Origin of the sequence: Vibrio sp. 10N.222.52.B7, from assembly GCF_041474275.1 — a bacterium.
GTDB lineage: Bacteria > Pseudomonadota > Gammaproteobacteria > Enterobacterales > Vibrionaceae > Vibrio > Vibrio crassostreae_C.
The window spans coordinates 1-280 of sequence record NZ_JBFRTU010000218.1; the positions used below are offsets into that span (position 1 = coordinate 1).

A 280-nucleotide genomic window follows, 5' to 3' on the forward strand; every position below is an offset into this window, starting at 1 on the left:
ACTTAGTGCTTCATCCTGATTATGAACACAAGTCATTGAAAGCCTTGATAGGCTACTCGTCCGAACTGCTAATTGATCGAATCGCAACCCAGCCAGAAGGTCACTTTAGCTATTCAATTTCCAGTGACAATGGTACGACCAACAAAAACGTCTTTTATAAGTTTTACCCCTATCTGAATTGGGTCATTTCCGCCGGTATTTTAGAGCAGGAGCTCAATAGAAATCATAGTTTGCTGTTCATTAGTTTAATGGCTTTGGTCGTGAGCCTATTGAGCATTAT

The 280-nt window shown here is 40.4% G+C and carries 1 pseudogene; it reads left to right on the forward strand.

Annotation, left to right across the window (positions count from 1 at the left end):
* Positions 1 to 280 (forward strand): annotated as a pseudogene (locus AB4512_RS22500) (sensor domain-containing diguanylate cyclase); the annotation flags it as partial.